This is a genomic window from Blastococcus deserti, assembly GCF_042682525.1.
Taxonomy (GTDB): Bacteria; Actinomycetota; Actinomycetes; order Mycobacteriales; family Geodermatophilaceae; genus Blastococcus_B; species Blastococcus_B deserti.
In genome coordinates this window covers 669,682-694,847 of sequence record NZ_JBHUHP010000001.1, presented here as the reverse complement: position 1 = coordinate 694,847, position 25,166 = coordinate 669,682, and the positions used below count along the sequence as shown (strand labels likewise).

Annotated in this window: 16 protein-coding genes; 10 read left to right on the top strand and 6 right to left on the bottom strand. The window is 73.0% G+C overall.

The genetic code is table 11. The features are described 5' to 3' along the window. Positions 1-40 precede the first annotated feature (40 nt). Together ACFSHS_RS03330 and glgP are read right to left on the bottom strand one after the other, a co-directional pair. On the bottom strand, positions 41-1,000 hold the full coding sequence (locus tag ACFSHS_RS03330) for an FHA domain-containing protein (RefSeq protein ID WP_376871679.1): 960 nt from the start codon (positions 998-1,000) through the stop codon (positions 41-43). 122 nt (positions 1,001-1,122) lie between these two features. After that, positions 1,123-3,672, bottom strand: coding sequence for an alpha-glucan family phosphorylase (gene glgP, locus ACFSHS_RS03325; RefSeq protein WP_376871676.1), 2,550 nt, complete (start codon positions 3,670-3,672; stop codon positions 1,123-1,125). Between the two features lie 161 nt (positions 3,673-3,833). Here glgP and ACFSHS_RS03320 point away from each other — a divergent pair, with 161 nt between their 5' ends. The 6 genes from ACFSHS_RS03320 to ACFSHS_RS03295 all read left to right on the top strand — a co-directional run bounded on the left by ACFSHS_RS03320 (position 3,834) and on the right by ACFSHS_RS03295 (position 15,270). Further along, entirely contained in the window at positions 3,834-5,864 is a 2,031-nt protein-coding gene (locus ACFSHS_RS03320; RefSeq protein ID WP_376871673.1) for an alpha-1,4-glucan--maltose-1-phosphate maltosyltransferase, read from the top strand. A 112-nt stretch (positions 5,865-5,976) separates the two neighbouring features. Continuing rightward, positions 5,977-7,806 carry a maltose alpha-D-glucosyltransferase gene (treS, locus tag ACFSHS_RS03315; protein ID WP_376871670.1) on the top strand — a complete coding sequence of 610 codons (1,830 nt, stop codon included), beginning with the start codon at positions 5,977-5,979 and terminating at the stop codon, positions 7,804-7,806. Next, on the top strand, positions 7,803-9,176 hold the full coding sequence (locus ACFSHS_RS03310) for a maltokinase N-terminal cap-like domain-containing protein (RefSeq protein ID WP_376871667.1): 1,374 nt from the start codon (positions 7,803-7,805) through the stop codon (positions 9,174-9,176). The genes treS and ACFSHS_RS03310 overlap by 4 nt, the downstream gene beginning before the upstream one ends. A gap of 50 nt (positions 9,177-9,226) precedes the next feature. Then, positions 9,227-12,184 (top strand): 1,4-alpha-glucan branching protein GlgB, encoded by a 2,958-nt coding sequence (glgB, locus tag ACFSHS_RS03305; RefSeq protein ID WP_376871664.1) that lies wholly within the window; start codon positions 9,227-9,229, stop codon positions 12,182-12,184. Positions 12,185-12,327: 143 nt separating this feature from the next. Next, positions 12,328-13,725, top strand: a complete 1,398-nt coding sequence (locus ACFSHS_RS03300; protein WP_376871662.1) for a neutral zinc metallopeptidase — start codon at positions 12,328-12,330, stop codon at positions 13,723-13,725. A gap of 156 nt (positions 13,726-13,881) precedes the next feature. Continuing rightward, positions 13,882-15,270 (top strand): neutral zinc metallopeptidase, encoded by a 1,389-nt coding sequence (locus tag ACFSHS_RS03295; protein WP_376871659.1) that lies wholly within the window; start codon positions 13,882-13,884, stop codon positions 15,268-15,270. A gap of 57 nt (positions 15,271-15,327) precedes the next feature. Here the strand turns inward: ACFSHS_RS03295 and ACFSHS_RS03290 are convergent, their stop codons facing one another. The 3 genes from ACFSHS_RS03290 to ACFSHS_RS03280 all read right to left on the bottom strand — a co-directional run bounded on the left by ACFSHS_RS03290 (position 15,328) and on the right by ACFSHS_RS03280 (position 18,751). Next, entirely contained in the window at positions 15,328-16,293 is a 966-nt protein-coding gene (locus ACFSHS_RS03290) for a tetratricopeptide repeat protein (protein WP_376871656.1), read from the bottom strand. A 221-nt stretch (positions 16,294-16,514) separates the two neighbouring features. Beyond that, complete coding sequence (locus ACFSHS_RS03285; RefSeq protein WP_376871653.1) at positions 16,515-18,194, bottom strand: acyl-CoA mutase large subunit family protein; 1,680 nt, start codon at positions 18,192-18,194, stop codon at positions 16,515-16,517. 44 nt (positions 18,195-18,238) lie between these two features. Further along, positions 18,239-18,751: a MarR family winged helix-turn-helix transcriptional regulator gene (locus ACFSHS_RS03280; RefSeq protein ID WP_376871650.1), complete on the bottom strand. Its 513-nt coding sequence runs from the start codon at positions 18,749-18,751 to the stop codon at positions 18,239-18,241. Positions 18,752-19,111: 360 nt separating this feature from the next. Here ACFSHS_RS03280 and ACFSHS_RS03275 point away from each other — a divergent pair, with 360 nt between their 5' ends. The 4 genes from ACFSHS_RS03275 to ACFSHS_RS03260 all read left to right on the top strand — a co-directional run bounded on the left by ACFSHS_RS03275 (position 19,112) and on the right by ACFSHS_RS03260 (position 22,802). Next, on the top strand, positions 19,112-20,197 hold the full coding sequence (locus ACFSHS_RS03275) for a glycosyltransferase family 4 protein (protein ID WP_376871647.1): 1,086 nt from the start codon (positions 19,112-19,114) through the stop codon (positions 20,195-20,197). Next, a complete protein-coding gene (locus tag ACFSHS_RS03270; protein ID WP_376871645.1) occupies positions 20,194-21,189 on the top strand; it encodes a Gfo/Idh/MocA family protein in 996 nt (331 codons plus the stop codon). The genes ACFSHS_RS03275 and ACFSHS_RS03270 overlap by 4 nt, the downstream gene beginning before the upstream one ends. Continuing rightward, on the top strand, positions 21,182-22,291 hold the full coding sequence (locus ACFSHS_RS03265; RefSeq protein WP_376871642.1) for a zinc-dependent alcohol dehydrogenase: 1,110 nt from the start codon (positions 21,182-21,184) through the stop codon (positions 22,289-22,291). The genes ACFSHS_RS03270 and ACFSHS_RS03265 overlap by 8 nt, the downstream gene beginning before the upstream one ends. Positions 22,292-22,445: 154 nt before the next feature. Next, positions 22,446-22,802: a C40 family peptidase gene (locus ACFSHS_RS03260; RefSeq protein ID WP_376871639.1), complete on the top strand. Its 357-nt coding sequence runs from the start codon at positions 22,446-22,448 to the stop codon at positions 22,800-22,802. Positions 22,803-22,830: 28 nt separating this feature from the next. On the opposite strand, the gene ACFSHS_RS03255 is transcribed toward ACFSHS_RS03260, so the two are convergent. Further along, positions 22,831-25,140, bottom strand: a complete 2,310-nt coding sequence (locus ACFSHS_RS03255) for a putative bifunctional diguanylate cyclase/phosphodiesterase (RefSeq protein ID WP_376871636.1) — start codon at positions 25,138-25,140, stop codon at positions 22,831-22,833. Between the last annotated feature and the right edge of the window lie 26 nt (positions 25,141-25,166).

Below are 25,166 nucleotides of genomic sequence, written 5' to 3'. Positions count from 1 at the left end.
CAGCACTCGGAACGGGGCCTCAGCGCACTTCGTCGCCGGTCTAGTCCTGCGGCTGCTCGAAGGTGATGACGGTCCAGCCGAGCAGCAGGCGGTCGCCGTCGGACAGCGGGTGGGCCACCCCCGGCTCGAGCTGGGTCCACTCGGTGGCCTCGGGCCCGGCGACGTGGGTGCCGTTGAGCGACCCCAGGTCGACGAGCGAGACCTCCCGGCCCGAGCGCTGCAGCGCGGCGTGGGCGGAGGAGAGCACGTTCTGGGTGTCGGCGATCGGCACCGGACGGGCGCCACCGCTGGTCACCAGCTCGTGGTTGTCGGGACGACGGCCGAGCACCAGGTCCTCGTCGACGGTGACGACCATGCCGTCGTCGAAGCGGAGGATCGGCGCCGCCGTCTCCTCCGGGCGCCAGAACGCGGTCTGCTCGCCGGAGTCGGGGGCAGCGCTGACCCGGCTGGCACCGGAGCCGAAGCCCGCGTCGGAGCCCGCGGTGAACGACGACGCGCTCGGCGTCGCCGGCTGCGCGGCCGCGGACGACGGCGCGCGGGCGGCCAGCTGGAGCATGGCGCCCGACCCGGGCACGGTGCCCTCCACCAGGTCGAAGGCGACTCCCGGCGGCATCTGCGGCGCGGCCTGGCCGGGACCGACGTAGAGCGTCTGGCCCAGCTGGAAGCCGGAGGCCAGCGTGCCGCCCTCCACGGCGGAGCCGGACACCGGGACGCCGTCCACCGCCGGCTGACCCTTGCCCGACCACAGGGCGACACCCGTGCCGCCACCGCCGGACGTGTCGGCGAGGACCAGGGCGAAGGACGCCGCACCGTGGGCGAGGGAGCTCACCTGGCCGGCGACGGCGGCGAGCACGCGGTCGGCGCCTGGGCCCGACACGCCCAGGCACGCGTGCAGGGCGGCGACGAGGGCGGGCGAGCCGGGTGCGTCGACCCACAGCAGTCCCCCGCCGCGGCGGGCGACGACAGCGTCTCCGGGGAGGACTTCACAGCGGTCAGGCATGACCTCCAGCCTAGTGACCGACACGCGGTCTGGCTGGGCGCGTCGCACCGCCACGCCGGGTGGTCACGACGTCGCGTGAGGTAGGCGGGACGCGTGTGATCCACGTGCCTGGAGCGAACCGGTCACGCGCTGGTCACCACCCCGAGCTCGGCCGGATCGGCCATGTGCGCCGAGTGCGGCAGCACCCGCACCGTGTACCCGAACGCACCCGTCCGCTCGAGGGGCACGGTGGCGGAGAACCAGTGCCGCGAGCCGTCGGTGTGCTCGTGCGTCATGGGCACGCTGGTCACGTCGTGCAGGCCGTCGGCGTCGTCCACCCGGCCGTAGGCCGCCTGCACCTGGACGTCACCGGGCGTGAGCCCGGGCAGCTCCACCTCGGCGCGCAGGGCCAGGGTCGAGCCGATCTCCGGGGTGTCGCCGGCCCCGGTCGCCTCGACGTGGGCGACCCGCACGGTCTGCCAGTTGGACAGCAGGTGCGACCGCCAGGCGGCCTCCTCGCGGGCGGGGGCGTAGCCGTCGCCGGCCATCACCCGCGCCGACCCCGCGGCCGGCACGTAGAGCTGCTGGACGTAGTCGCGCACCATCCGCGTGGCCAGCACCTTGGGACCGGTCTCCCGCAGGGTGTGCCGCACCATCTCGACCCACCGGGCCGGAACACCGTTCCGGCCGGACTCGTAGAAGCGCGGCAGCACCTGCGTGCCAAGCAGGTCGTAGATGGCACGGGCCTCGACCTCGTCGCGCCGGTCGGGGTCGCCGACCCCGTCGGCGGTCGGGATGGCCCAGCCGTTCTGGCCGTCGAACCACTCGTCCCACCAGCCGTCGCGGATGGAGAGGTTGAGCCCGCCGTTGAGCGCCGCCTTCATGCCGGACGTGCCGCACGCCTCCAGGGGCCGCAACGGGTTGTTCAGCCAGACGTCGCAGCCCCAGTAGAGGAAGCGCGCCATCCCGATGTCGTAGCCGGGGAGGAAGGCGATGCGGTGCCGGATCGCGGGGTCGTCGGCGAAGGTCACCATCTGCTGGATCAGCCGCTTGCCGCCGTCGTCAGCCGGGTGGCTCTTGCCGGCGATGACCAGCTGGATCGGGCGCTCGGGGTCGAGCAGCAGCGCCTTGAGCCGCTCCGGGTCGCGCAGCATGAGGGTCAGCCGCTTGTAGGAGGGCACCCGGCGGGCGAAGCCGATGGTGAGGACGTCGGGGTCGAACGCCGTCGACGTCCAGCCGACCTCCGCCTCGGTCGCGCCGCGGGAGAGCGCCGTGTCCCGCAGCCGGCGGCGCACCTCGTCGACCAGCCGGGAGCGCAGCGTCCGGCGGACGTTCCACAGATCGGCGGCCGGGATCGCGTCGACGCCGTCGAAGTGGACCGGGCCGTCCACCTCGACCGGGTCGCCCTGGCCGGAGGTCTGCGTGCCCATCTCGACCAGCTCGCGGGCGGTCCACGTCGGCGCGTGGACGCCGTTGGTGATCGAGCCGATGGGGACGTCCTGTTCGTCGAAGCCCGGCCACAGCCCCTTGAACATGCCCCGGCTGACGTGGCCGTGCAGCCGGCTGACGCCGTTGGCCCGCTGGCCCAGCCGCAGGCCCATGTGGGCCATGTTGAACTTCGAGGGATCCTCCTCGGCTCCCAGCGCGAGCAGCTCGTGCAGCGGCACGCCGAACCCGGCGAAGTAGCGCTCGATGAGGGCCTTCGGAAAGCGGTCGATGCCCGCGGGCACCGGTGTGTGGGTGGTGAACACCGTGCCGGCACGCACCGCCTGCAGGGCCTCGGCGAACGTCAGCCCGTGCGCCTCCGTCAGCTCCCGGATGCGCTCGACGCCCTGGAAACCGGCGTGCCCCTCGTTGGCGTGGAAGACCTCGGGCAGCGGGGTGCCGGTCAGCCCGCAGTAGGCGCGCAGGGCCCGGACGCCGCCGATGCCGAGCAGCATCTCCTGCCGGAGGCGGTGGTCCTCGTCACCGCCGTAGAGCCGGTCGGTGACCGAGCGCTCGCCCGGCGAGTTCTCCTCGATGTCACTGTCGAGCAGCAGCAGCGAGACGCGGCCGACCTGGGCCCGCCAGACGTGGGCGTGCAGCGTCCGGCCCTCGGGCAGCGGGACCGTGATCACGACCGCGGACCCGTCGGGCTCGCGCAGCAGCTTCACCGGGAGGCCGTGCGGGTCCAGCGAGGGATAGTGCTCGAGCTGCCAGCCGTCGGCCGACAGGCTCTGGGCGAAGTAACCGGCCCGGTAGAGCAGCCCCACGCCGATGAGCGGTACGCCAAGGTCGGACGCGGCCTTGAGGTGGTCGCCGGCGAGGATGCCCAGGCCGCCGGAGTACTGGGGCAGCACCTCGGTGATGCCGAACTCCGCCGAGAAGTAGGCGATGCTCGCGGGCGCCTCGCTCCCCAGCGACTGGTACCAGCGCGGCGTCGTCAGGTACTCCTCCAGGTCGTCGACGGCGTCCTGGAGCCGGCGGACGAACCGCCGGTCCCTGGCCAGCTGCGCCAGCCGCTCCGCCGACACCTCGCCCAGGGCCCGGACGGGGTCGCCGCCGCAGCGCTGCCAGAGAGCCGGGTCCAGCGACTCGAACAGGTCCCGCGTCTCCGGGTGCCAGGACCACCGGAGGTTCATCACCAGCTGGGACAGGGGCGTCAGGGGCTCGGGCAGCGCCGCACGGACGGTGAACCGACGAAGAGCACGCACCGGCCGAGACTAACCAGCCCACGGCGTACCGCCAGGGGTCCGAGGCCGGCTCGCGGCGCGACCGGCCGGCTCCCTTCCCCGACCGCCGAACGGGTGAGGCCCGGGAGGCGTGATCGCAGCCGAGGTGCTGGTGAGGCGCGACCTCGATAGCGTGGGCGGCGATGACTGGCCGCCCTGACCTCCGCCTCGGCATCACCGATGTCGCCCCCGTCGTGTCGTGCGGGGCCTTCTCCGCGCGCGCCGTGGTCGGCGAGCACCTGCCGATCACCGCCACCGTGTTCCGCGAGGGGCACGACTACGTCGCCGCCAACGTCGTCTGGAGCCCACCCGGCGACGACGGCACTCCCCCGCTGCGGCGGATGACCCGGTTCGGCGACGAGCCCGATCGCTGGATCACCACCGTCGTCCCCGACCGCGAGGGGCTGTGGTCGTTCTGCGTGGAGGCGTGGAGCGATCCGCTGGGCACCTGGCGGCACGCGGTGGAGGTCAAGGTCGAGGCCGGGCAGGGCCCGGAGGAGCTCGCCAACGACCTGGAGGAGGGCGCCCGGCTGCTCGACCGGGTCGCCGCCGAGGCCGACGACGAGCACCGCGACCGGGTCGCCGCGGCTGCCGCCGCGCTGCGCGACACCTCCCAGGAGCTGACCGTCCGGATCGCGCCCGCCCTGGCAGCGGGCCTCCAGCAGTACCTGTACGACCACCCGGTGCGCGAGCTGGTCACCCCGTCGCAGCGGTTCGAGGTCTGGGTCGACCGTCCGCGCGCCCTGTACGGCTCCTGGTACGAGTTCTTCCCCCGCTCGGAGGGCCCCGTCGTGGGTGACAAGCCGACGCACGGGACGTTCGCCACCGCCCAGGACCGGCTGCCGGCCATCGCCGACATGGGGTTCGACGTGGTCTACCTGCCCCCGATCCACCCGATCGGCCGGGTCAACCGCAAGGGCCCGAACTCGCCGCAGTTCCCGGGCGGCAACCCGCACGAGGTCGGCCCGGACGACGTCGGCTCGCCGTGGGCCATCGGCAGCGCGGAGGGCGGGCACGACGCCGTCCACCCGCAACTGGGCACGATGGACGACTTCAAGGCCTTCGTCGCCCGCACCCGTGAGCTGGGCATGGAGATCGCGCTCGACTTCGCGCTGCAGGCCGCGCCGGACCACCCCTGGGTGGAGGCGCACCCGGAGTGGTTCACCACCAAACCCGACGGCACGATCGCCTACGCGGAGAACCCGCCGAAGAAGTACCAGGACATCTACCCGATCAACTTCGACAACGACCCCGAGGGCATCTACGCCGAGTGCCTGAGGGTGATCCGGGTCTGGGTCGAGGCCGGGGTCCGCATCTTCCGCGTCGACAACCCGCACACCAAGCCGTTGAACTTCTGGCACTGGCTCATCTGGGAGGTCAAGAAGACCGATCCCGACGTCCTCTTCCTCGCCGAGGCGTTCACCCGGCCGGCGATGATGCACCAGCTCGCACGCCTGGGGTTCACGCAGTCCTACACGTACTTCACCTGGCGCACCCAGCGGGGCGAGCTGGAGGACTACGGGCGCGAGCTCGCCGCGAACGCGCACTACATGCGGCCGAACTTCTTCGTGAACACCCCGGACATCCTCCACGAGTCGCTGCAGTTCGGTGGCCCGCCGATGTTCAAGATCCGCGCCGTGCTGGCGTCGATGATGAGCCCCACCTGGGGCGTGTACTCCGGGTTCGAGCTGTTCGAGCACGTGGCGGTGCGGCCGGGCAGCGAGGAGTACCTCGACAGCGAGAAGTACCAGCTGCGCCCGCGCGACTGGGCCGGCGCGGAGGCCTCGGGCCGCAGTCTCGCGCCCTACCTGCGCCGGCTCAACGAGATCCGGCGCGCCCACCCGGCCCTGCAGCAGCTGCGCACGCTGCACTTCCACCCGGTCGACAACCCGAACCTGATCTGCTTCTCCAAGACCGACCCGGGCTCGCAGGACGCCGTGGTCGTGGTGGTCAACCTGTCCAGCCACCACACCCAGATCGGGACGACGGCGCTCGACCTCCCGGTGCTCGGCCTGGACTGGCACGAACGCTTCGGGGTCACCGACGAGCTGACCGGCGCCCGCTACGACTGGGGGCAGTTCAACTACCTGGAGCTGGACCCCTACCGGGAGCCGGCCCACGTCTTCGCGGTCACGCTGCCGCGGCCGGTGCGGTTCCCCCCACCGGTCGCCTGAGGGAGACCCCCTTGCCCCTCGCCGTGGAAGGACCCTGCAAGGGGGTCGCCCCGTCGCCCCGCACGCGGGCCGCGCGCATCCACCCGCTATCGATCGAGGTCTGTCTCCGCCGATGACCGTTCCCGTCCCCGACTTCCCGGACTCCCGCTCCGCGCTGCCGTCGCCCGGCACCGACCCGGAGTGGTACAAGCGCGCGGTCTTCTACGAGGTCCTCGTGCGCGGCTTCGCCGACAGCAACGCCGACGGCATCGGCGACCTGCGCGGCATGATCGACAAGCTCGACTACCTGCAGTGGCTCGGGGTCGACTGCCTGTGGCTGCCGCCGTTCTTCGCATCACCGCTGCGCGACGGCGGCTACGACGTCAGCGACTACACCGCGGTGCTGCCGGAGTTCGGCGACATCCAGGACTTCAAGGAGTTCCTCGACGAGGCGCACGCCCGCGGCATGCGCGTGATCATCGACTTCGTCATGAACCACACCTCGGACCAGCACCCCTGGTTCCAGGCCAGCCGCAGCGACCCCGAGGGCCCCTACGGCGACTTCTACGTGTGGGCCGACGACGACACCGGTTACCCCGACGCCCGCATCATCTTCGTCGACACCGAGAGCTCCAACTGGACCTTCGACCCGGTGCGCAAGCAGTACTTCTGGCACCGGTTCTTCTCGCACCAGCCGGACCTCAACTTCGAGAACCCCCGGGTGCAGGAGGCGATCATCGACGCCCTCCGCTTCTGGCTGGACCTGGGCATCGACGGCTTCCGGCTCGACGCCGTCCCCTACCTGTACGAGGAAGAGGGGACCAACTGCGAGAACCTCCCGAAGACCCACGAGTTCCTCAAGCAGGTGCGCAAGGTGGTCGACGCCGACTACCCCGACCGAGTCCTGCTGTGCGAGGCCAACCAGTGGCCGGCCGACGTCGTCGAATACTTCGGCGAGAACGGCGACGAGTGCCAGATGGCCTTCCACTTCCCGGTCATGCCGCGCCTGTTCATGGCCGTCCGGCGGGAGCAGCGCTTTCCGATCTCGGAGATCATGGCCCAGACGCCGGACATCCCCGACAACTGCCAGTGGGGTGTCTTCCTGCGCAACCACGACGAGCTGACCCTCGAGATGGTCACCGACGAGGAACGCGACTACATGTGGGCGGAGTACGCCAAGGACCCCCGCATGAAGGCCAACATCGGCATCCGCCGCCGGCTGGCGCCGCTGCTGGACAACGACGTCAACACCCTCGAGCTGTTCAACGCCCTGCTGCTGTCCCTGCCCGGCTCGCCGGTCCTCTACTACGGCGACGAGATCGGCATGGGCGACAACATCTGGCTCGGCGACCGGGACGGCGTCCGCACGCCCATGCAGTGGACGCCGGACCGCAACGGCGGGTTCTCCACCGCCGACCCGCAGCGCATGTACCTGCCGCTCAACGCCGACCCGGTCTACGGCTACCAGGTGACCAACGTGGAGTCGCAGCTGCGCAACACCACCTCGCTGCTGCACTGGATCCGCCGGATGATCCAGGTGCGGAACGAGCACCCCACGTTCGGCCTGGGCAGCTTCGAGGAGGTCGGCTCGCGCAACCCCACGGTGCTGTCGTTCGTGCGCAGGTTCGGCGACGACGTCGTGCTGTGCGTGAACAACCTGTCCCGCTTCCCGCAGCCGGTGGAGCTCGATCTTCGCCAGTTCGAGGGCTACACCCCGATCGAACTGACCGGGCGGGTGGAGTTCCCGCAGATCGGCGTCCTGCCCTACATGCTCACCCTCGCCGGGCACGGCTTCTACTGGTTCGAGTTGTCCAAGCCCGCAGCGGAGGTCACCGCCGACGAGCACGAGGACTGGGAGTCCGCCACCTCCAGTACCGTCGCGGACTCGCTGCTGGCCGCCGGACTGGTCAGCGCGGCCGAGGAGATCCCCGGCCCCAGCGACACCTCGGGAGAATCCGCATGAAGGCACTGACCGACCTGTTCCAGGAGTGGATGCCCCACCAGCGCTGGTTCGGGGGCAAGGGGCGGGAGTGGGCCGACGTCACCGAGGACGGCTTCTTCCTGGACCGCGCCAACCCGGTGCTGTCGGTGCACCGGGTGCGGGTGACCTACACCGACGGCGTCCGCGAGACCTACCTGGTGCCGCTGTCGTGGCGCGACCACCCAGCCGAGGAGCTCGAGTCGGCGCTCGTCGGCGCCGTGGCCAACGAGGGCCACGAGACCTACGCCTACGACGCCATGCGGGACCGCGACGCGACGCCGCCGTGGCTGGTCCACCTGGTGAACGCCTCGACGATCGGCCCGATGCACTTCCACCCGGCGGCGGGGGTCGCCTACATCCCCGAGGGCCTGCCCGGCGACATCGTCTCCGGCGAGCAGAGCAACACGTCGCTGATCTACGGCCAGGAGGCCATCCTCAAGCTGTTCCGGCGGCTGGAGCCCGGCCTCAACCCCGACGTGGAGATCCACGCCGCGCTGCGCCGGACCGAGAACGAGCACATCGCACCGCTGCTCGGGCACATCGAGATCGACGACCCCGACCCGGACACCCCGCCGGCGACCGTCGCGATGCTGCAGACCTTCGTGCCGAACGCAAGTGACGGCTGGCGGCTGGCCACCGCCAGCGTGCGCGACCTCTACGCCGAGGGTGACCTGCACGCCGACGAGGTGGGCGGCGACTTCGCCGCCGACAGCGAGCGGCTGGGCGCGGCGACCGCCTCGGTGCACGCCGACATGGCGAAGGTGCTGCCCACCGAGCCGGCCGACGACGCGTGGTACAGCACGGTGGCCGGACAGATGACCGAGCGGCTGACCGCGGCCATCGAGGTCGTCCCCCAGCTCGCCGAGCACGCCGACGGGCTCCGCGCCCTCTACGACGCGGTGGCCGGGAGCCGGGAGCCGGTCGTCCGGCAGCGGGTGCACGGCGACCTGCACCTGGGGCAGGTCCTCCGCACGGCGACCGGCTGGATCGTGCTCGACTTCGAGGGTGAGCCGGCGCGGCCGCTGGCCGCCCGCCGCGAGCTGGACAGCCCGCTGCGCGACGTCGCCGGCATGCTGCGCAGCTTCGACTACGCGGCGCGGCACATGCTGGTCGAGCAGCCCGAGGACGCCCAGCGCGCGTACCGGGCGCAGGAGTGGGCGGCCCGCAACCGGGCGGCGTACTGCACCGGCTACTCCACCGCCAGCGGGCTCGACCCGTGCGGCGAGTCACCACTCCTTCGGGCGTTCGAGGCCGACAAGGCGGTTTACGAGTGCGTCTACGAGGCACGCAACCGCCCGCACTGGCTGATGATCCCGCTGAACTCGCTCTCCCGGCTGATCAGCAGCGAGTGACGCGGCCCGCGCCCGCACGACATCCGAGCACCCACGAGGACGGCGAGACGATGACGACCGACGACCGAGGCACCACCCCGGGCAACGCGGACGCCGGGAACGCGCCGGTGGCCGGCAAGGACGACCTCCAGCGTGCCGTCGAGGAACGGGTGGCCGCCGCGGAGGCCGCCGCCGGTACCGACCCCGTCGTGAACGCGGCCCCCGCCAGGAAGGCCACCAAGCGCGCCGCCGCCAAGAAGGCGCCGGCCAAGAAGGCCGCACCCGAGAAGGCCGCCCCCACCGGGACCGTGGCCGAGATGCCCGCGGCCGCGACGACACGGGACACGGCGACACCGGACACGACCACACCGGACACGACCACACCGGACACGACCACACCGGACACGACCACACCGGACACGACGGCGCCGGCCGCGAAGAAGACGGCGAAGAAGGCCGCGTCGAAGGCCGCGTCGAAGGCGGCGGCCGCGACGAAGGCGACGACGCCCAGGAAGACCGCCGCGAAGAGGACGGCCCCCTCTACCGTGGCCGCACCGGTCCAGCTGGAGGAGCGGCCCGACGCCGTCAACCGACCCGACGAGGGACCGGCCGAGGAGACCACGGCCACCCCCGTGGTCGCGCCCGCACCGATCGCCGAACCCGGGGACCCGTCGGGTGCGCCCGCCCCCCAGCCGGAGGCGCCCAGTCCCGACCCGGCCGAGCCCAGCACCCCGCAGGTCCCCGCCGACGACCGGGCCGCGGAGGCCGCGACCGCACCGTCGCCCGCACCGGGGGGCACGCCCGACGTGGCGCCGGCCACGCCCTCCCCGCACGCGCGCGAGGTCAGCGACGACGACCTCCGTGCGGTCGTGGAGGGCTGGTCCTACGACCCCCACGGCGTGCTCGGGGCCCACCGCACCGGTGCGGGCTGGGTCGTGCGCACCCTGCGGCCCGACGCCGTCGCGGTGGCCGTCCTCGACCAGGACGGATCGCGCTACGAGGCCCGGCAGCTGCACGGCGGCGGCATCTACGAGGCGCAGCTGCCCCACCAGCCCGGCGACTACCGCATCGAGGTCGTGTACCCCGACGGTCAGGGCGGCACGAACACGTTCACCGTCGACGACCCCTATCGCTGGCTGCCCACCCTCGGCGAGTTCGACCAGCACCTGATCCGCGAGGGCAGGCACGAGCGGCTCTGGGAGGTGCTGGGCGCACACGTCCGGCGCTACGACACCCCGGGCGGAGCGGTCGAAGGCGTCTCGTTCGCGGTGTGGGCGCCCAACGCCCGTGGCGTGAAGGTCACCGGCGACTTCGACTACTGGCAAGCCCGCGCCTACCCGATGCGGTCGCTGGGCTCCTCGGGGGTCTGGGAGATCTTCGTCCCCGGCGTGCAGGTCGGCAGCCGGTACCGCTACCACGTCCTCGGTGCCGACGGCACCTGGCGGGAGAAGTCGGACCCGCTGGCCTTCGCCACCGAGGTGCCGCCGCTCAACGCCTCGGTCGTCACGGAGTCCGACCACCAGTGGAACGACGACGCCTGGCTGGCCGAGCGCGCCGCCGGGGGCTGGCACGAGCGGCCGATGAGCGTCTACGAGGTGCACGCCGGGTCGTGGCGGCAGGGGCTGTCCTACCGCGAGATGGCCGACGAGCTCGTCGACTACGTCGTGGGGGCCGGTTTCACCCACATCGAGTTCATGCCGCTGGCCGAGCACCCGTTCGGCGGCTCGTGGGGCTACCAGGTCACCTCCTACTACGCCCCCACCGCCCGCTACGGCAGCCCCGACGACCTCCGCTACCTGATCGACCGCGCCCACCAGGCCGGCATCGGCGTCATCGTGGACTGGGTCCCCGCCCACTTCCCTAAGGACGAGTGGGCGCTGGCCCGCTTCGACGGCACCCCGCTCTACGAGCACGCCGACCCCCGGCGCGGCGAGCAGATGGACTGGGGCACCTACGTGTTCGACTTCGGCCGCCCCGAGGTGCGCAACTTCCTGGTCGCCAATGCCCTGTACTGGTGCGAGGAGTTCCACGTCGACGGCGTCCGCGTCGACGCCGTCGCCTCGATGCTCTACCTCGACTACTCCCGGGCCGAGGGCCAGTGGACGCCCAACCAGTACGGCGGCCGGGAGAACCTCGAGGCCGTGGCCTTCCTGCAGGAGATGAACGCGACCGTCTACCGCGAGGTCCCCGGCGTCATCACCGTCGCGGAGGAGTCCACGGCGTGGCCGGGGGTCACCCGCCCCACCCACCTCGGGGGCCTGGGGTTCGGCTTCAAGTGGAACATGGGCTGGATGCACGACTCGCTGGCGTACGTGGAGCGCGAGCCGGTGTACCGCAGCTACCACCACGGCCAGCTGACGTTCTCGATGATCTACGCCTATTCGGAGAACTACGTCCTGCCGATCAGCCACGACGAGGTCGTGTACGGCAAGGGCTCCCTGCTGCGGAAGATGCCCGGGGACCGCTGGCAGCAACTGGCGAACCTGCGGGCCTACCTCGCCTACATGTGGGCGCACCCCGGCAAGCAGCTGCTGTTCATGGGCTCGGAGTTCGCCCAGGACGCCGAGTGGGCCGAGAGCCGCTCGCTGGACTGGTGGCACCTCGACGACCCGGCCCACCGCGGGGTCCTGCAGCTGGTGACCGACCTCAACAGCCGTTACAAGGAGCTCGACGCGCTGTGGTCGCAGGACGTCGATCCCGCGGGCTTCCAGTGGATCGACGCCAACGACGCCACCGGGAACGTGCTGTCGTTCCTCCGGTACGGCAAGCCGGCCGAGCACGGCGTCGGCACGGCCCTGGCGTGCGTGGTCAACTTCGCCGGCACGCCGCACCACGGCTACCGGATCGGGCTGCCCCGGGGAGGGCGCTGGCGCGAGGTCCTCAACACCGACGCCGAGGGCTACGGCGGCTCCGGCGTGGGCAACTTCGGCGGCATCGAGGCCGAGCCCGAGCCCTGGCACGGACAGCCGTACTCGGCCACCCTGGCCGCTCCGCCGCTGGGCACGGTCTGGTTCCTGCACGAGGGCTGAGCCCCCTGCCCTCCGCGGGGTCGCCGGCCGCGGGGCGCGGCCGACGACCCCGCGGAGGGCGTCCGACCGGCATCCTGGAGCGGCCGCCGAGGCGCCGGCCGCTCCAGGGACAGCCGGTGCACCAGACAGGGGGACGAGTCCGGATGACGCCGGTCCTGCGCCGCGCCCTGCCCGCCGCCGCCGCCGTCGCGCTGCTGCTCGCCGGGTGCGCCACCGAGGTCGTCCCCGGCCAGGCCTCGCCCGGCCCCGGTGAACCGGTCGACGTGCCCCCCGAGGACTTCCCCATCACCGGGGTCAGCGACGAGCCGATCGACCAGTTCGCGCGCAATGCCCTCGCCGACCTCAACACGTTCTGGGAGTCGGCCTACCCGGAGTACTTCGACGACGAGTTCACCCCCCTGCGGGGTGGCTACTTCTCGGTCGACTCGGACGCCGTCGACGAGGACGCCTACCCCGCCACCGGCATCGGCTGCCCGGGCTCGCCCACCTCGCCCGACTCGGTGGCCGGCAACGCCTTCTACGACCCCGAATGCGACCTCATCGCCTACGACCGGGCGCTGCTGGAGGAGCTCTCCGCCGACTACGGCCGCTTCCTGGTCCCCGTCGTCATGGCGCACGAGTTCGGCCACGCCATGCAGGGCCGGTTCGGTTTCTCGGAGCGCGGCATCCAGGACGAGACCCAGGCCGACTGCCTGGCCGGGGCGTGGACGGCCTGGGTGGCGGCGGGCGAGTCGGAGCACGTGTCCATCCGGACGCCGGAGCTCGACGACGTGATCCGGGGGTTCCTGCTCCTCCGGGACGACGTGGGCAGCGACCCCGACGACACCCAGGCGCACGGCTCCTACTTCGACCGCGTGTCGGCGTTCTACGAGGGATTCGACGGCGGGGTGCAGCCCTGTCGCGACGACTTCGGCGAGGACCGGCTGTTCACCGCGGCCACGTTCGCCAGCGACCGGGAGTACCTGAGCCAGGGCAACGCGGCGTTCGACCTGATCGTGGACTGGGTCGGCACGACCCTGCCGCAGTTCTGGTCGGAGGTGTTCCCGGCCGCGTTCGGCACCGACTTCGAGCCACCGGCCGTCGAGGGGTTCGAGGGGACGGCGCCGGACTGCGAGCCCCTCCGGGACCGCGACCTCGGCTACTGCCCGGAGGACTTCACCGTGTACGTCGACGAGACCGACCTCGCCGCGCCGGCCTACGAGGAGATCGGCGACTTCGCCCTGACGACCGCGCTCGCGCTCCCCTACTCCCTGGCCGTCCGCGATCAGGCGGGGCTGTCCACCGACGACGGTGCGGCCACCCGGTCGGCCGTCTGCCTGACCGGCTGGTACGAGGCCCAGTGGTACAACGACGCCTTCGCCGAGACCCTCCCCGGTGTCTCGATCAGCCCCGGCGACATCGACGAGGCGGTGCAGTTCCTGCTCACCTACGGGGTGGACGACCAGGTGTTCCCGAACACCGACGCCTCCGGGTTCGAGCTGGTCGGGGCCTTCCGCACCGGCTTCCTCGAGGGCGGGGAGGCCTGCGAGCTCGAGCGCTGAGGGGACTCCCGGACGGGCCCGGAGGAACCCGTCCCTCCGGGCCCGCATGCCCGTGACGAGCCCCCGGGCGCGGCCGCATGCCCGCCGGCGCCACTCTCCGGACGCGCGCGACGGCGCCGGGGTTTGCGGAGCCGCCGGGGCGCCGAAGGAGCAGGCATGGACCATCTGCTCCGGCGCCGTGCACGAGCCGCCGTGCCGATCCTGGTCGGCGTCCTCTGCCTGAGCGGCTGCGCGACGGTGGTCATCGGCCGGCCCACTGTCGTCGAACCACCCGTGCGCGACACCGCCGGCGGTGAGGTGACCGTGCAGGGCGCCACCGACGAGCCCGTGGACGTGCTCGCCCGCAACGCACTGGCCGACCTCGAGACCTATTGGTCCGAGCAGCTTCCGGAGGTCTTCGGGCAAAAGTTCCGTCCCCTGCAGGGCGGCTACTTCAGCGTCGACCCCGGCAACGTGGACCCCGGGGAGTTCCCCCAGGGCGTGGGGTGCGGCGCCCAGCCGCTGGAGGCGGAGAACAACGCGTTCTACTGCCAGGCTCCCGACGCGCCCAACTCCGACGCCATCACCTACGACCGGGCCTTCCTCGCCGAGCTGGCCGACCAGTTCGGCCGCTTCATCCCGGCGATGGTCATGGCGCACGAGTTCGGGCACGCGGTGCAGGCCAGGGTGGGCCTGCCCGAGTCGTCGATCGCCACCGAGACCCAGGCCGACTGTCTGGCGGGCGCGTGGACCCGATGGGTCGCCGAGGGCGAGGCCGAGCACTCCCGGCTCCGGGCCCCGGAGCTCGACGAACTGCTGCGCGGGTACTTCCAGCTGCGCGACCCGGTGGGCACCAGCTCGGCGGCGGAGTCGGCGCACGGCTCCTACTTCGACCGGGCCTCGGCGTTCCAGGAGGGGTTCGACGACGGCGCCACCGCCTGCCGGGACAACTTCGGCCCGGACCGGGTCTTCACCCAGGGCCAGTTCACGACCGACGCCGACTTCCGGCGCCAGGGCAACCTGCCCTACGGGGACCTCGTCGAACTGGTCGAGGGGGCACTGCCCGCCTTCTGGGAGCGCGCCTTCAGCGAGGTCTTCGGCCAGCGCTTCGACCCGCCCCCGATCGAGGCGTTCGAGGGCACCGCTCCGGACTGCGCGCCCGACGACCGCGACCTGGTGTACTGCGCCGACGGGAACCTCGTCGGTTACGACGAGCGGGACCTCACCACGGACGCCTACCGGCTCGGCGACTTCGCGGTGGCCACCGCGATCGCCATCCCGTACGCGCTGGGCGCACGCGACCAGCTGGGCCTCGACCCCGCCGACCCCGACGCCCTGCGGTCCGCGGTCTGCCTGACAGGCTGGTTCAGCGCACAGGTCTACAACCGCAAGGTCCCCGGTGCCCTGATCTCGCCGGGGGACCTCGACGAGAGCGTGCTGTTCCTGCTGGAGTACGGCGTCCAGCCGGACGTCCTGGGGGCGGCCGACCTCTCCGGCTTCCAGCTCGTCGACATCTTCCGTGGCGGCTTCGTCGACGGCGTCAGCGCCTGCGACGTCGGCATCTAGGCCCCGTCCCGGGCCCCGACCTGAGCTTGCGAAGGTTGGGGAGGACGGGGTCCTTCTTCAGAAGAGCGCGGCCATGAGCTGGCGCCGGGCCGCGCCCACGCGCGGGTCGTCGTCCCCGACGACCGCGAACAGCTCCAGCAGGTGTGCGCGCGCCCGGTCGCGGTCCTCGCCGGAGGTGCGCCGGACGACGTCGAGCAACCGGTCGAACGCGGCCTCGATGTTGCCCGTGCCCAGCAGGAAGTCGGCGGCACGGGTCTGCGCCGCGACGTCCTCGGGGGCGGCGTCGGCGGCGGCCAGGGCGTCCGGCCCGGCCTCGTCGGCCCGGCGGAACAGCCGCACCTGCCGGAGCGCGAGCGCGGCCTCCGGGTGGTCGGGCTCGGCGTCGAGGATGGCCTGGTACGCCGCCTCCGCCGCGGCGAGGTCACCGCGCTCGAGCGCCGCCTCCGCGGCGTCCAGCCGCGGGTCGTCCGCCGGCTCCTCCCCGGGGCCGGCGCCCGGGATCGCGCCCCCGGTCGTGGCCCGTACCAGCTCGGTGACGAACTGGCGGGCCTGCTCCTCCGGGATCGCGCCGCTGAACTCGGCGACCAGCTGCCCCTGCCAGACCGCCTTGACCGCCGGGATGCCCTGCACGCGCAACCCCTGGGCCAGGGCCGGGTTGGCGTCGACGTCCACCTTGGCCAGTACCCAGGAGCCGCCGCCCTCGGTCGCCAGCCGCTCCAGCACCGGGGAGAGCTGCTTGCACGGGCCGCACCACTCCGCCCAGAGATCGAGGACGACCGGCACCTGGAAGGAGCGGTCGAGGACCTCGGCCTGGAAGGTGGCCTCCGTGACGTCGACGACCGCCGCCCCCGGCGCACCCGCCGGAGCACTCGCGCTGGGTGGTGGGGCGGCCTGTGCGCGGGCGGCGGCCTCGGAGCGCGCCTTGACGGCGGCGAGGTCGACGGCGCCGGCCATCGCTGCGGCCATCTGGGCCTGCTGCGCTGCGGCGCGCGGGTCGGGACGTCCGGGACGCGTGGGCTGCATGTGCTCATTGTCGCCCTCCGGGCTCCGACCGCGGCCACGGGGCGTCCCCGACCGGCGTGGAGCCCTTTCCGGCCCTCCTCGCCGGACCCTCCGGGCTCAACTCGTCGGTCCGCCTCGCGGGGCGGCTCGCCTTCCGTACCGCAGCGGGTGCCGTCCCGGCTTCCGCAGGCGATCTCCCGGCCCGGCCTCGGGGAGCCTCCGGCCCCCGCTGGGCCGGGCCGTCAGAACCGCGCGGGTTCGGTGTAGCTGCCCCACTCCGTGCGCAGGGCGTCGCAGATCTCGCCGAGCGTGGCCTCGGCGCGCACGGCGTCCAGCATCGCCGGCACCATGTTCTGGTCGGTGCGGGCCACCTCGACCATGCGCTGCACCGCCGCACGGGCCGCCGCGTCGTCGCGCCGCCGACGGCGTTCCGCGAGCTCGGCCTTCTGGTCGATCTCGACCTGGTGGCTCACGCGCAGGATCTCGAGGGTGTCGTGGGCGTCGACCGAGCCGGTGAGCGTGTTGACGCCGACCACCTTCTTGTCGCCCTTCTCCAGGGCCCGCTGGTAGACGAACGCGGCCTCGGCGATCTCCCCCGTGAACCAGCCGTCCTCGATGCCGCGGAGGATGCCGCTGGTCATGGTGCCGTCGGTCCCCATGTCCTTGATGCGGGTGAAGATCTCCTCCGCCTGCCGCTCGAGCTCGTCGGTGAGGGCCTCCACGTACCACGCGCCGCCGAGCGGGTCGGCGACGTTCATGACGCCGGTCTCCTCGGCGATCACCTGCTGCGTGCGCAGCGCGATCTGGGCGGCCTTGGCGCTGGGCAGGGCCAGCACCTCGTCGAGCGCGTTGGTGTGCAGCGACTGGGTGCCGCCCAGCACCGCGGCCAGGGCCTCGACCGCCGTCCGGACGATGTTGTTGTCCGGCTGCTGGGCGGTGAGGCTGACCCCGGCCGTCTGGGTGTGGAACCGGAGTTGCTGCGCCTTCTCGGTCGTCGCGCCGTACACGTCGCGCAGCCAGCGGGCCCAGATCCGGCGCGCGGCGCGGAACTTGGCGATCTCCTCGAAGAAGTCGATGTGCGCGTCGAAGAAGAAGGACAGGCCCGGGGCGAACGTCTCGATGTCCAGGCCACGGGAGAGGCCGAGTTCCACGTAGGCGAAGCCGTCGGCGAGCGTGTAGGCGAGCTCCTGCGCCGCGGTCGAGCCGGCCTCGCGGATGTGGTAACCCGAGACGCTGATCGGCTTGTAGGCCGGGATGTTCTCCGCGCAGTACTCCATCAGGTCGCCGATCAGCCGCAGGTGCGGCTCGGGAGCGAACAGCCACTCCTTCTGCGCGATGTACTCCTTGAAGATGTCGGTCTGCAGGGTGCCGTTGAGCCGTCCGACGTCGGCGCCCTGGCGCTCGGCGGCGACGAGGTACATGCAGAAGACGGGGACGGCCGGCCCGCTGATCGTCATCGACGTCGTCGTGGTCTCGAGCGCGATGCCGTCGAAGAGCTCGTCCATGTCGGTCGCGCTGTCGATCGCGACGCCGCAGTGCCCGACCTCGCCCAGGCTGCGCGGGTCGTCGGAGTCGCGGCCCATGAGGGTGGGCATGTCGAAGGCGACGCTCAGGCCGCCGCCGCCCTCGGCCAGGATCATCTTGTAGCGCTCGTTGGTCTGCTTGGCGTTCCCGAACCCGGCGAACTGGCGGATCGTCCACGCCCGGCCGCGGTAGCCGGTGGCGTGCAGACCACGCGTGAACGGGAACTCACCGGGATAGCCGATGCGCTCGAAGCCGGGGACGGCCGACTCGTCGGCCGGGCCGTACACCGGTGCCACCTCGACACCGGACAGCGTCGTGAAGTCGGCGTCCCGCACCTTGCCGGCGGCCAGGGCCGCGTCGTACCGCTGCTGCCACCGCTGCCGGGCGTCGTCCGTCATGGACAGATAGTAGGACGTCCAACTAAGTTCCGTCGACCGCCCGGTCAGGTCGGGTCGGCGACGTCCCCCGCGCCGATCCGTACCTTGCGCAGGATGTCGAAGAGCACCGTCCGCTCGTCCTCGGGCACGTCGCCGAGGCCGAAGTCGAGGCTCGTCAGCGCGGCGGTGGCGCCCTCCACGACGGAGCGGCCGGGATCGGTGATCCGGGCCAGGACACCGCGCCCGTCCGCGGGGTTGGGGCGACGCTCGACGTAGCCGGCCGCCACCAGCCGGTCGATCGCGTTGGTGACGCTCGTCGGGTGGACCATCAGCCGGCTGCCGATGACCTTGAGGGGCAGCTCCCCGGTGCGACTGAAGGTGAGCAGAACCAGCACCTCGTAGCGGGCGAAGGTCAGCCGGTGCGGCTTGAGGGCCTCGTCGAATCGTGCCAGCAGGATCTGCTGGACCCGGAACACCGACGTCGCCGCGCGCATCGCCGATGCCGGGCCGAACCGCTGCTCCCAGGCCTGGCCGGCGCGCTCGATGGGGTCGAAGGGCAACCCCAGCGGTCGGACCATGCGCCCGAAACTACCGGGGCGGATGCCAGGCCCGTCGACGGTCGTCCCGCCGCGACGGCCCTCGGACCACCGCCCGCCGGCGATCGCCGGCCGCGACGGAACCCGTTGGCAGCGGAAACGGCCGCAGGCACCATGCGGGCGAGGGTCCGCACCAGCGACTTCACCCCCCGCTGGCCGCCGGCACCTGTCTACCGGTCGGACGGTGGCGGAGGTGGTATGTCGACGAGGGCGCACGGTGCGACCCCCTTGCGGCTTCTGCCGGCCCTGGCGCCGGAGCCCGCCGGCCCGCCCCGTGCCGACGCGTGCCGGCGCCGATTCCGTCGGATCTGCCTGTACACGCCGTCGTCCGACCCCGCGGGGATGGGCGAGCACATGCTCGCGCTCGCCGCCGCATACCGGCCGGTGGCGGACGTCTCGCTGCTCTGCCGGCCGACCGAAGGTGGCCGGTGCCTGCTCGACCGGGCCGCGGGCCTCGGTGTGCGGACCACGGCGCTGCCCCGGCCGCGCGACCCGGCCTTCGGGGACACGATCGTCGACTTCCTGGCACGCCATCCCGCGGACGTCTTCCACATCCACGTCGGCACCGGCCGGGAGAACTTCGATGGCGCGCGCGCGGCCCGCCGGGCACGGGTCCCGCTGGTCGTGCAGACGCTGCACCAGCCGTGGCTGCTCCGGCACCCGGCCAAGCGCGCCGCTCTGCTCCGTGCGATCACCCCGGTGGACCGGCTCATCGCCGTCTCGGACGCGCAACGGCGGACCTACGAGCGAGCGGGGGTGCCGACCGCGTCGCTCACGACCGTCCCCAACGGCATCACCGCCCGGGGACGGGGTCCGGGCCGCTGTGCGGCACGAGCGGCGCTCGGCCTCGATCCCGATCAGCTCGTGGTGATGACCGTCGGGCGGCTCACGGAGCAGAAGGGACAGCGCTACCTGGTCGAGGCCACGCCGGAGCTGGCAACCCGGTTCCCGGGGCTCTCGGTCGTCGTGCTCGGCGAGGGCCACCTGCGCGACGACCTCGTCCGCCGGGCGGCCGACCTCGGGGTCGGGGACGCCGTGCGCCTCCCGGGGCATCGCAGCGACGCCCGGCTGCTGATCGACGCCGCCGACGTGTTCGTGTTCCCGTCCCGCCACGAGGGCATGCCGCTCGCCGTCCTGGAGGCGATGCAGGCCGGCCTGCCGGTCGTCGCGACCGACGTCCTCGGGACCGCGGAGGTGGTCGCCGACGGCGAGACCGGCACCCTCACACCACCGGGTGACCCCCGGGCCCTGGCTGCCGCCGTCGCGGAACTGCTCTCCGATCCACAGCGGCGCAGGCGGTACGGCGAGGCGGGGTGCCGCCGCTACCTCGAGCGGTTCACCGCCCACCGCATGGCGACCGAGACGCTGGCGGTGTACGACGAGGCCCTGGGTGGGCCGCGGCTGCCCGCCGCGGCGGCGCGCACATGACCCGGTTGCGCGTGGGGTGCGTCGGAACCGGTTTCATCGCCGGCCGGCACCTGGCCGCGCTCGCGTCCTTCCCGGATGTGGACGTCGTCGCCGTGGCCGACGCCGTCCCCGACCGGGCCGATGCGGCGGCGGCACGGTTCGGCGCGCGCGGCTACCACGACGGGGTCGCCCTGCTGGAGAGCGAGGAGCTCGACGCCGTCTGGCTGTGCGTCCCGCCGTTCGCCCACGGGCCGCTGGAGCAGGCGGCGGTCGACCGCTCGCTGCCCTTCTTCGTCGAGAAGCCGCTCGCTCACGACCTCGCCACGGCGGTCGGCATCGCGGAGTCGGTCCGCGCGCGGGGGCTCCCCACGGCCGTCGGCTACCACTGGCGTCACCTGGGGGTGGTGCGCGAGGCGGAGCGGGTCCTCGCCGGCTCCCCGGCGCAGCTGCTGCTCGGGTACTGGCTCGATGCGACACCCGCGGCACCGTGGTGGTCCGATCGCGCCCGGTCCGGCGGTCAGGTCCTCGAGCAGACCACGCACATCTTCGACCTCGCCCGGGTCCTCGTGGGCGAGGTGGACGTCGTCCACTCCGCCGAGGCCGGCGCGCGGGCCGGCGCCCCGGGGCGCGACGTCCCGGTCGCCGCGACGACGGTTCTGCGCTTCTCGTCCGGAGCGGTCGGCTCCATCTCCTGCACCCGCCTGCTGGGCCGGCGCCACCGGGTCGGCGTGCAGCTCCTCGCGGACGGCATCGCGGTGGAGTTGGGCGAGCGCTCGCTGACCGACCACGACCTGCGGGTGGCGGGCGGGGACGGCGAGCGGGTCGTGACCTCCGGCCAGGACCCCGTCGCCGACGAGGACCGCGAGTTCCTCGACGTCCTGCGCGGGCTGGTCCCCCGGGCACGGGTCCCGTACGCGGAGGCCGTGCGCACGCACGCTCTCGCCTGGGCCGCGGACCGCTCCGCGCGCGACGGCGAGCCGGTCTGCATGCCTCTCGGCGGGAACGATGACTGAGTGCCGGTCGCTGGGGGTGCGGGCCCCCTACGAGCCGGCGATCTTCGACTCCGCGCTGCCCGAGGTGCCTGCGGGTGGCGCGTCGGTCCGGACGCTCTACAGCGGCGTGTCGGCGGGCACGGAACTCGCCTACGTGAAGGGCACCGATCCCGCCTTCACCGCCCGGCGCGATCCCGATCTCGGCGTCTTCGTGCCCGGCGCCGGGTCCCGCCGGTACCCGCTCCGCGCGATGGGTTACATGGAGGTCGCCGAGGTGGTGGACAGCCGCCGCCCCGACCTCCCCGTCGGCGGCCTGGTGGCCGCCGCCTACGGACACCGCTCGCACCACGTCCTCGCCCCGCAGGACGTGGTCGTGCCCGTTCCCGCCGACCTCGACCCCGTCCTCGCGATCTACCTGGCCCAGATGGGGCCGATCTGCGCCAACGGCCTCCTCCACGCGACGGCGGAGTTCGGCGGCACGGCGGCGTCGGCGCTCGGGGACGGCGTCCGGGGACGGACGGTCCTGGTCACCGGCGCGGGGGTCGTGGGGTTGCTGACGGCGCTCTTCGCGGCCCACCACGGGGCGGGTGACGTCGCGGTCGCCGATCCCGACCTCGCTCGCCGGGCCACGGCCACCGCCCTGGGGCTGCAGGCGGTGGACGCCGACTCCGCGTGGCGGTGGTGCAAGGACCGCTGGGTGCACGGCCCCGGCGACCGCGGCGCGGACCTGGTGTTCCAGTGCCGCGGGCGCGCCGCCGTCCTGCACGAGGCCCTGCGCAGCCTCCGCCCGCAGGGCGCCGTCATCGATCTGGCGTTCTACCAGGACGGCGGGTCCGAGCTGCGTCTCGGCGAAGAGTTCCACCACAACGGGCTGACGATCCGGTGCGCCCAGATCGCGCGGGTGCCCCGCGGCTTCGCCGGCAGCTGGGACCGGTACCGCCTCGCCGGGGAGACGGCAGACCTCCTCGTCGCGCACGGTGCGGCGCTGCGCCGGCACGTGGTCACGGACGTCGTGCCGGTGGACGAGGGGCCGTCGGTCCTCCTCGCCCTCGCCCGGAGGGAGCGGGCAGCCGGTCAGGTGGTCCTCTCCTTCCCCGGACGACCGACGTCCCGCGCCGGGTGACCGAGATCACATAGCGCGCCAGGGGCGCCCGATGACGGGACATCCGGCGGCATGTCGAGGAGTCGACGTCCCGACATGACGACCTGCCGGTCGCGACCGGCCCAGGGGCTTCGTGCGGTCGCGAAGCCGGCCGGGTGGTCGTCGCCCGACGAAGGTGGCCCCGACCGGTACCGCCGCAGCCCCGGAGCGGTGTTGCCCCCATGAGGGCCCGCCCGGCGAGCGGGCCACGGCGGGACCGGACAGCTACGACTGCTCGGGCCTGACCCAGTACGCCTACCGCTCGGCGGGCATCGAGCTGCCGCACTCCAGCCGCGGTCAGTCCGGGATGGGCACCCCGGTCGCGCGGGCCGATCTGCAGCCGGGCGACCCGGACTTGTTCTACGAGCCGACCAGCCACGTCGGCATCTACGTCGGCCACGGCCAGATGGTCGATGCCGGCAGCGAGGAGACCGGCGTCGCGCAGCGCTCAGTGGACATGGAGGGTCACAACCTCGCCCGCCGCATCGCCTGACGCCCGGCCCGTCCCGGTCCGGTCCGGCTCACGGCGGGCCGGGACGGACCCCCGGCGCGACATCCAGGTCCAGGTCGCCGGCCGGGCGCGGCTCCGAGAACAGGAACCCCTGCGCCAGTTCGCAGCGGAGCTCGCCGAGCCGGTCACGGACCGCCGGCGTCTCCACGCCCTCCGCGACGACGTGCATGCCGAGGGAATGGGCCAGGTTCACCGTCGACTCCACGATCGCCGCGGCCCGCGGATCGGCGTCCATGTGCGTGACGAAGGACCGGTCGAGCTTGAGTCCACGGATGTCGCGGAGGTCGCGGAGGTAACCGAGCGACGAGAAGCCGGTGCCGTAGTCGTCGACCACCAGCGACACCCCCGCGTCCAGCAGAGCGGCGATCGCCGTGCGTGCCCGCGCCGGGTCGGCCATGAAGAGGTCCTCGGTGAGCTCGAGCTCCAGCGCTCCGTACGGCAGGCCGGACGTGGCGAGCAGGTGCACCACCTGATCGGGGAACCCGGGATCGAGCAGGTTGGTGACCGACAGGTTGACCGCCACGGTCAGCTGCCGGCCCGCCGCCGCCCAGGCGGCGCCCTGCCGGACCGCCTCCGCCAGCACCACACCGGTGAGCAGTGGCATGAGCCCTCCGCTCTCCACCTGCTGGAGGAAACCGCTCGGCGGCACGAGACCGACGTCGGGACGCTGCCACCGGGCCAGGGCCTCCACCCCTGTCACCGCTCCGGTCCGGAGCGACACCTGGGGCTGGTAGTGCACGACGACCTCGCCGTCCTCGATGGCCCGGCGCAGCCGCTCGGTGGTCTCCAGGCGCATCCGGCTCGAGGGATGCAGCTCCCGCCGGAAGAGCGCGTGGCCGGTGCGCGTGGCCTTCGCCTCGTACATCGCCAGATCGGCGTGCTGGAGCAGTTCGACCGGCTCGCGGCCGTCGTCGGGAACCAGCGCGATGCCGACGCTCGGCGCGATCACGAGGGACCGCGATCCCAGCTGGAACGGACGCCGGAAGCCGGCTCGCAGCCGCTCGGCGATCCGTACCGCGAGCGGACCGTCGGCGTCGGCGAGGAGCACGGCGAACTCGTCGCCCCCGACGCGGGCCACGACGTCACCGCTGCGCACGGCCTGCTGGATGCGCGGGGCGGCCAGCCGCAGCAGCTCGTCCCCGTAGTGGTGCCCGAGCGAGTCGTTGACGGCCTTGAAGTCGTCCAGGTCCACGATCAGCAGCGCCAGGTGGCGGTCGTCCGGGCGGCGCGCCAGTGAGCGCTCGAGGACCTCGTTGAAGGCCCGCCGGTTGGCCAGTCCGGTCAGGTCGTCGGCCCGCGCCTCCCGGCGGTGCTCGGCGAGGGACCGGAGGGCGCGGAAGGAGAGCCCGGTGCGTGCGATGGCCACCACCACACCGGCACCGGCGAGGACGACCCCCAGCGCCGGGACGTCCCGTTGCGTGGCGAAGACCAGCACCGCCAGGCAGACCAGGGCGAAGATCCCGGGGAGCACGACGTTCGGCATCGGCTCGCGCCGGCCGGCGCGGGAACCGTCGGGCAGCCAGCCGGCCACCGCGACCAGCGCCGTGACGGCCATCGAGCCCGACGACAGCATCGTTCCCGGGCGGAACGTCCCCGCCGCCGACTGGTAGACGAAGACGCCGTCGACCACGGCGAACCCGACCACCCCGATCGCCAGTGCCCAGGCGGCCGGTGGCGGACGCCACTCGTAGGCGAGGAGCACGCCGACGAAGGCTACGAGCAGCATCAGGTCCAGCACGGGATAGGCGAGGTTGACGACGACCGCCGCGTCGGGTGTCCCGGGTGCGGCCAGCGACAGGACGGTCCGGTACAGCAGCGACACGGCGAGCGCGGCGGCGGCGAGCACCCCCACGGCGGCGTCGAGCAGGAGCAGCGCCGACAGGCGCCGGGTCCGGCGCCTGGCCAGCTGCACGAGACCGACCAGCAGGAAGACGTACATCGCCAGCCAGGCGGCGTCGGCCACCGACGGGTACGGCAGCGGGTCCTGCCGCCGGACGTAGGCGAGGAAGAGCAGGAAACCCAGGGCCCGCGCCGCGACGGCCGCGGCCAGCCAGGCCCAGATGGCGCGGTCCACCGGGGAGGAGAGGGGACGCAGGAGTGCCAGCACTGCCGCCGTGACGTATCCGCCGCCCTGCAGCCAGCCGTCCAGCCACGGATCGAACCCCGCCGGCCGGAACCCCGCGGCCGCCCTGACCCGCGGGAGGGTGGAGACGAAGAATGCGGCCACCACGGCCAGCAGCACCGCCAGCGCCAGCCGTGCCGGCCCCGGAACGGGGGAGCCCCGGCCGCGGAGCCTCGGCGGCGCGGCTCCCGGCTCCACGCCTCACTCTGACACGAGCCGGAAGG

Bases quoted from the DNA above. Each gene is read 5' to 3' on its own strand.
- ACFSHS_RS03330 (WP_376871679.1), bottom strand. From the start codon at position 1,000: ATGCCTGACCGCTGTGAAGTCCTCCCCGGAGACGCTGTCGTCGCCCGC.
- ACFSHS_RS03320 (WP_376871673.1), top strand. From the start codon at position 3,834: ATGACTGGCCGCCCTGACCTCCGCCTCGGCATCACCGATGTCGCCCCC.
- treS (WP_376871670.1), top strand. From the start codon at position 5,977: ATGACCGTTCCCGTCCCCGACTTCCCGGACTCCCGCTCCGCGCTGCCG.
- ACFSHS_RS03310 (WP_376871667.1), top strand. From the start codon at position 7,803: ATGAAGGCACTGACCGACCTGTTCCAGGAGTGGATGCCCCACCAGCGC.
- glgB (WP_376871664.1), top strand. From the start codon at position 9,227: ATGACGACCGACGACCGAGGCACCACCCCGGGCAACGCGGACGCCGGG.
- ACFSHS_RS03300 (WP_376871662.1), top strand. From the start codon at position 12,328: ATGACGCCGGTCCTGCGCCGCGCCCTGCCCGCCGCCGCCGCCGTCGCG.
- ACFSHS_RS03295 (WP_376871659.1), top strand. From the start codon at position 13,882: ATGGACCATCTGCTCCGGCGCCGTGCACGAGCCGCCGTGCCGATCCTG.
- ACFSHS_RS03290 (WP_376871656.1), bottom strand. From the start codon at position 16,293: ATGCAGCCCACGCGTCCCGGACGTCCCGACCCGCGCGCCGCAGCGCAG.
- ACFSHS_RS03285 (WP_376871653.1), bottom strand. From the start codon at position 18,194: ATGACGGACGACGCCCGGCAGCGGTGGCAGCAGCGGTACGACGCGGCC.
- ACFSHS_RS03280 (WP_376871650.1), bottom strand. From the start codon at position 18,751: ATGGTCCGACCGCTGGGGTTGCCCTTCGACCCCATCGAGCGCGCCGGC.
- ACFSHS_RS03275 (WP_376871647.1), top strand. From the start codon at position 19,112: ATGGGCGAGCACATGCTCGCGCTCGCCGCCGCATACCGGCCGGTGGCG.
- ACFSHS_RS03270 (WP_376871645.1), top strand. From the start codon at position 20,194: ATGACCCGGTTGCGCGTGGGGTGCGTCGGAACCGGTTTCATCGCCGGC.
- ACFSHS_RS03265 (WP_376871642.1), top strand. From the start codon at position 21,182: ATGACTGAGTGCCGGTCGCTGGGGGTGCGGGCCCCCTACGAGCCGGCG.